This window comes from Lysinibacillus sp. NPDC098008, from assembly GCF_044760715.1.
In the GTDB taxonomy this organism is placed as follows: Bacteria; Bacillota; Bacilli; order Bacillales_A; family Planococcaceae; genus Lysinibacillus.
In genome coordinates this window covers 1-5,027 of record NZ_JBIWBA010000052.1, presented here as the reverse complement: position 1 = coordinate 5,027, position 5,027 = coordinate 1, and the positions used below count along the sequence as shown (strand labels likewise).

At 38.9% G+C, this 5,027-nt stretch carries 6 protein-coding genes; 5 read left to right on the top strand and 1 reads right to left on the bottom strand.

Annotation, left to right across the window (positions count from 1 at the left end):
• Positions 1-814: 814 nt before the first annotated feature.
• Positions 815-970: a ribbon-helix-helix protein, CopG family gene (locus ACIQVU_RS20040; protein WP_402897003.1), complete on the top strand. Its 156-nt coding sequence runs from the start codon at positions 815-817 to the stop codon at positions 968-970.
• A 69-nt stretch (positions 971-1,039) separates the two neighbouring features.
• Positions 1,040-1,696 carry a replication protein gene (locus ACIQVU_RS20035; protein ID WP_402897001.1) on the top strand — a complete coding sequence of 219 codons (657 nt, stop codon included), beginning with the start codon at positions 1,040-1,042 and terminating at the stop codon, positions 1,694-1,696.
• Between the two features lie 111 nt (positions 1,697-1,807).
• On the opposite strand, the gene ACIQVU_RS20030 is transcribed toward ACIQVU_RS20035, so the two are convergent.
• Complete coding sequence (locus ACIQVU_RS20030; protein WP_402896999.1) at positions 1,808-2,452, bottom strand: hypothetical protein; 645 nt, start codon at positions 2,450-2,452, stop codon at positions 1,808-1,810.
• 38 nt (positions 2,453-2,490) lie between these two features.
• Between ACIQVU_RS20030 and ACIQVU_RS20025 the strand changes: the two genes are divergently transcribed.
• From ACIQVU_RS20025 to ACIQVU_RS20015, 3 genes are all read left to right on the top strand, one after another.
• Positions 2,491-2,784: a hypothetical protein gene (locus ACIQVU_RS20025; RefSeq protein WP_402896997.1), complete on the top strand. Its 294-nt coding sequence runs from the start codon at positions 2,491-2,493 to the stop codon at positions 2,782-2,784.
• 650 nt (positions 2,785-3,434) lie between these two features.
• Positions 3,435-3,557: a hypothetical protein gene (locus ACIQVU_RS20020; protein WP_402896995.1), complete on the top strand. Its 123-nt coding sequence runs from the start codon at positions 3,435-3,437 to the stop codon at positions 3,555-3,557.
• Between the two features lie 380 nt (positions 3,558-3,937).
• Positions 3,938-4,960 (top strand): site-specific integrase, encoded by a 1,023-nt coding sequence (locus tag ACIQVU_RS20015; RefSeq protein WP_402896993.1) that lies wholly within the window; start codon positions 3,938-3,940, stop codon positions 4,958-4,960.
• The last annotated feature ends 67 nt before the right edge of the window (positions 4,961-5,027 follow it).

Sequence of the window (5,027 nt, the reverse complement as noted above, 5' to 3'; positions counted from 1 at the left end):
GGAGCTTGCAATGCGCTATTTGAGATAACTCCCCTACCCTATCAATGTACCTGTCAAAAAACTTACTGTAAGTCGATGAGGTGACAAAGAGTTGACAAAAATCGACAAGGGGGGAGGGGACACTTGTTCTACTTGTCGAATGTTTAAATAGACAAGGGTAGTATAAGTGCATAGGAAACGATTTAAGGGCGATTAAGGTGCGAGTGGTACTTTTCTATTCGAAAATATTTTAAACGTCAAATAGACCCCTTTTGAGGCGTTACAGAAGCATATGGTGCAGCTGCAAGGGTGGAGCGTAGCGGAAAGCGGTAAGCGGACGGAGCGCTAGCGTAGGAGCATTAAGGAGCGGCCCTTGTTGCTGTAGACACGATTTATCAAGCTAGCCATTGACGAAGGAAATGGGGTGGGGCGTTTTTCCCCACAACATTTTTTTCGGCACCAGCTGTAAGCGAAAAGTTTTTGGGATTGCCTTTTTTCAAAAAGGCAAGGTTTTGGGTTTTTGATTTTGGGTTCTGGTTTTGATTTTGGGTGAACGAAGTGAGTTGCTTTTTTGAGTTTTGGGTTTCAATTTTTTAAGAGATTCGGGGAATGAGGAGGGGGGTACTACGACCCCCCTTTTAAGTGCCGAGTGCCAAATTGAGCGAAAAAGCCACACAAACACTAGAGCGGCAAGGGTTTGAAGCTTGCGACACCTGAGCGAGTTTTTGGCGAGTTTTTGGCGAGTTTTTTTTGCGTTGTAAAAAATATTGACTGTTTTTGCAAAAAAAACGTAAAATATTTTTACATTGATAATGTAATTTTTAGGAGGGTTAAAATGGCTGAGAACAAAAAAAGAGTTTCTATAGGTTTGACTAAATCACAATATGATTTGGTTGAAAAATTAGCTAAAGAAAAAGGATTTTCTAAATCTGCAATATTTGTTTTGGCTTTAGAAGAATATGCGAGAAAGGATTCAGAGCAAAAAAAATAAGCGAAAACTCGAGTTTTTGAAGGATACGAGTTTTCGCTATAGGTTTTTCTGATGAGGTGATTATAACAAATGGCAAAAGAAAAGGCTAGATACTTCACTTTTTTATTGTATCCCGATTCTATACCTTCGGATTGGGAAGAAAGATTGGAAATGATTGGTGTACCTATTGCTATTAGTCCTTTACATGATAAGGATTTGAGTGATGTTGATGGGCAAAAATATAAGAAGGCTCATTATCATGTTATTTATGTGGCTAAAAATCCTGTGACTGCTGATAGTGTACGTTTTAAAATTAAAAAAATGTTAGGCGAAAAAAGTGTCGCAATGGTTAAAATCGTAGTTACTAACATGGAAAATATGTATTTATATTTGACTCATGAATCTAAAGATGCGATTGCTAAAAATAAACATAAGTACGATAAAAAAGATATTAAGCTGCTTAATAACTTTGATATTGATAGATATATAACGCTTGATGTTGAAGACAAAGAAGACATGTTAAACGAAATTTGTGATTTGATTGATGATTATGATATTGCGAATATGCGAGAGTTGAGAAGGTTTGTAAGAGTTCATGGTGCAGAGTATAACCTACCCAGCATGAAAATTATCAATTCTGTTTTACGTTCGCATACTGGATTGATTAGATTGTATTTTGATGCTGTTTATCAAGAACGGAAATATGGTCGAGACGATATTGATAGAGAAACAGGTGAATTAAAATGACGAAATGAAATAACACGATATTTTTTGAGAAAGGGATCAAACATGAATTAACAGTTGAAGAATTGAATAAAAAGGGGAGTAGTGATAATTTCACTACTCCCCTTTTTATTTTTAAGATGTTACTAGAGTGATTGTTCGATCCCATTCACCATTCCATGTGAATCCAATAGGTTGGCTACCAATTACTACACCTAGTGTATAAATACCTTTAGCAACTACAGTAGCTGTATCTCTATAAGAAGTGACAGTGCTAAATGATGATGTGCCACTTTTGTGTGTCCATTTTACGTCATGGTATCCTGTTTGCCATGAATCTATGTTTGATACTGATACATATTGAGGTTTATTGTTTACAAATTTATAAGTGTAATTAAAAGATAGGTTTCTTTGGTTTAATACTCCCATTACAGGGCCGTTCATAGGACCCCACCAAGATCTTTGGATAGTTCCTGAATATATAGTTGAAAAAAGGGATATATCGTTTTGTGTAACTATAATTTCTTCTGTTGTAGAAAGGCTTTCCTCTTCTGTTAGTGTTTTTAGGAATTCTTCGAATTCTTCTATAGTGTCAAAGGCAAGAGGAGTTTGATTAGAAAAAGTAGTTACATTAGAATCTGATAATTGGATGTCATACTTAGTGCTTAGCTCTTGGATTTGGTCTTCAAACTGTGTTGGGTTTTCCGAGGCGCTTGCGGCTTGAGAAATAAGGATTGTAAGCATAAATGTGAATAGTACTGATATGACTGTTCTTTTCATTTTAACACTTCCTTTTCTTAGTATATAATTATAGTAACATGTATTTTTGGTTAATAGAGTTAAAAAAGCTAAAAAAAACCAAAGGTGGGTTTTATATTAGAAAAAAATCAGCTATTGCTAGTATTGTAATTACATTCCTGTTTGGTGTTCCATTTAAGTGGATTAAATATAAAGGTGTGGAAGGAATTACAGTCTTTCAAGTAAAGGATTTTGGAGCTTTGAATTTGTTATATGATTTTATGACTTTAAGTATAAATTTTTTTATTGTTTACTTTATATTTTCTAAAATAGAGGATTATATGGAGAAGTCTAAAGAAAAAAGTTATAAGTGAATAGGTTCTATTGAGATGAGTATACTTTAAAATGCTGATGATCAATGTTATGATGGAATCAGCAAAAAAGAGATAGTACCAACTGGTACACAAACGAAACCCCCAGTAGTTGCACCTACTGGGGGTTTCTGCTCTTTTGCGGTAGAGTGAACCGTTTAGGCTAGTTGTCGCTGTGGTTTCTGTTTTCTAGCCATTTGCAGAAGTAGTAGCAAGATACTCCTGCCAAAAAGGAAACCAAAAAAGAGATAGCAAATTCCAACTGATACACCCCCTTACTGTTGCCAGTCTGGGTGCGACAACGCGGACAATTATAACATAATTTTTTTGTGCAAAAATATAACAATGTGATATGATGATTTTAATAAATTATCTTTAAGTCGCTCGCAGCGGAAGTCGTCATATCCTTGGTTTTACAAGGCAGATTCGGCACAAGTTTTTTAGCCTTTTATAAATAAAGGCAGCCGTATGGCATAAATGTGTTTTGTTGTCTTTAAAAAATGATAGTTGTGGTATTTTTGTTTGTTGGCGAGTACAACCAGTAGCACCAAACGGGTGGCAAAAAAATAAAAATTGAAATTGAGATGACAGGTAGCGTTTAGCGCAACGTGTCATTTTTTTATGTAAAAAATAATTGAGGGAGGGAAATGGAAATGGATGAATTTAGATCGCGTTTAACAGTCAGAGAAGAAAGTTTTGTGTTGAAGCAATACGCTGCGGGCGAAAAAATCGAGGCTATACGAGCGCAATCGGAATTACACAAATTGGCAGAATGATAGCATTAAAAAAAGAGAGAGCATAGACCAGTTTAGTGGTCTGTGCTTTTTTGTGTTTTGACTGCGGTAGCAGTCAGTCGGCAGAGCCGACATGTGTTTTGGTTGCAGTTGCTTTAGCAACTGTTGGCTGCGGAGCAGTCACATCTTATCAGCATTGCTGATAAGAACGCGCCAGCGTTATATGGCGGGGAAAAAATATGGCACACCTCGATAACAAAGTGCGGACGGTTAAAACAGGTCGTGCAGTACATTGACAATTTGATATTTTTGCGTGGGGCGGATCCGACACCTTAATAGCTTGGGTGCTTTAGCAGCCGAGCTATTAAGGTGGCAAAAGCTGCCTTTCTTTTTCGCTTTGTTTGTAGAAAAGGAGTGATTTTATGGCAAGGAAAGGGCGAACATCGATTGTACGCGAGGTGAAAGAGAGTATTGATGCCATCGATAAAATCGGACAATCAAAGCGCGAGGCGAAGCGGAACGGCACGCAGGGTATCCATTCGGTCAAGCAAAAGCAAAATACGATGTCCGATGCACAAAACTTTGTCAAGTGGGTACGGGCTGAGCATGGTGTGAAGTCGATTGTGGATTTACGCCAGGAACATTATGCGATGTATATGGCTTATATGGCTGACAAAGGATTGTCAAAGGGCCATATGCAAAATGTTGAAACATCGCTGCGTTTGTTAGAACGTGGTTTTGCGGCGCGTTTGGAGCGCCTGCAAAGCCCTTCTGTGCGTTTTGAGGGATTTTGCCCACCTAAACGTTTGGTGACTGTTAAAATGAGCGAAAACGTGCGTAATAGGGCTTATAGTGAACGCGAGGTGCAAGCCATTCGTGCACAGTGTTCTCCAGAAGTGCAAAAAGCGGTGGATTTAATGCGTGAGCTAGGCTTGCGTGTACGTGAGGCTGCTAATGTGCGAACGGAGCATTTTGTGGTTAAAGGAGGTTCCTGGTATTTGGAGATTGCACAAGGGAGAGGTATAACGAAGGGTGGACGTTTTCGTTGTGTGCCTGTGCCGAAAACATTTGAACAGCAGCTAGCGCAATTGTTGGCTGAAAAGCAACCAGAGGAGCGTCTTGTGCGTGTAGCAAGCGGTACGATACGCGATGGGGTCAACGTAGCATGTAAAAAGGCAAATGTAGTGCAAGCTGGGCGTGGTTGTCATGGCTTTCGTCACGCTTATGCTAGGGATCGGCTGGCACAACTTGCTACTAAAGAGCAACGTGATATGATGCAACGGATTTTAGCCAATCGCGAACAGGGGCGCAAGGCGGACTATGGCATATTAAGTGAGCAGGACCAAGCGTTGTATGTTAGTACAAAAGCGGTGATGGATAAAATACATGGCGAGCTAGGGCACGGAAAAAATCGCTGGGAGCTTGCAATGCGCTATTTGAGATAACTCCCCTACCCTATCAATGTACCTGTCAAAAAACTTACTGTAAGTCGATGAGGTGACAAAGAGTTGA

Coding starts and splice junctions, on each gene's coding strand:
- ACIQVU_RS20040 (WP_402897003.1), top strand. CDS start 815: ATGGCTGAGAACAAAAAAAGAGTTTCTATAGGTTTGACTAAATCACAA.
- ACIQVU_RS20035 (WP_402897001.1), top strand. CDS start 1,040: ATGGCAAAAGAAAAGGCTAGATACTTCACTTTTTTATTGTATCCCGAT.
- ACIQVU_RS20030 (WP_402896999.1), bottom strand. CDS start 2,452: ATGAAAAGAACAGTCATATCAGTACTATTCACATTTATGCTTACAATC.
- ACIQVU_RS20025 (WP_402896997.1), top strand. CDS start 2,491: ATGTATTTTTGGTTAATAGAGTTAAAAAAGCTAAAAAAAACCAAAGGT.
- ACIQVU_RS20020 (WP_402896995.1), top strand. CDS start 3,435: ATGGATGAATTTAGATCGCGTTTAACAGTCAGAGAAGAAAGTTTTGTG.
- ACIQVU_RS20015 (WP_402896993.1), top strand. CDS start 3,938: ATGGCAAGGAAAGGGCGAACATCGATTGTACGCGAGGTGAAAGAGAGT.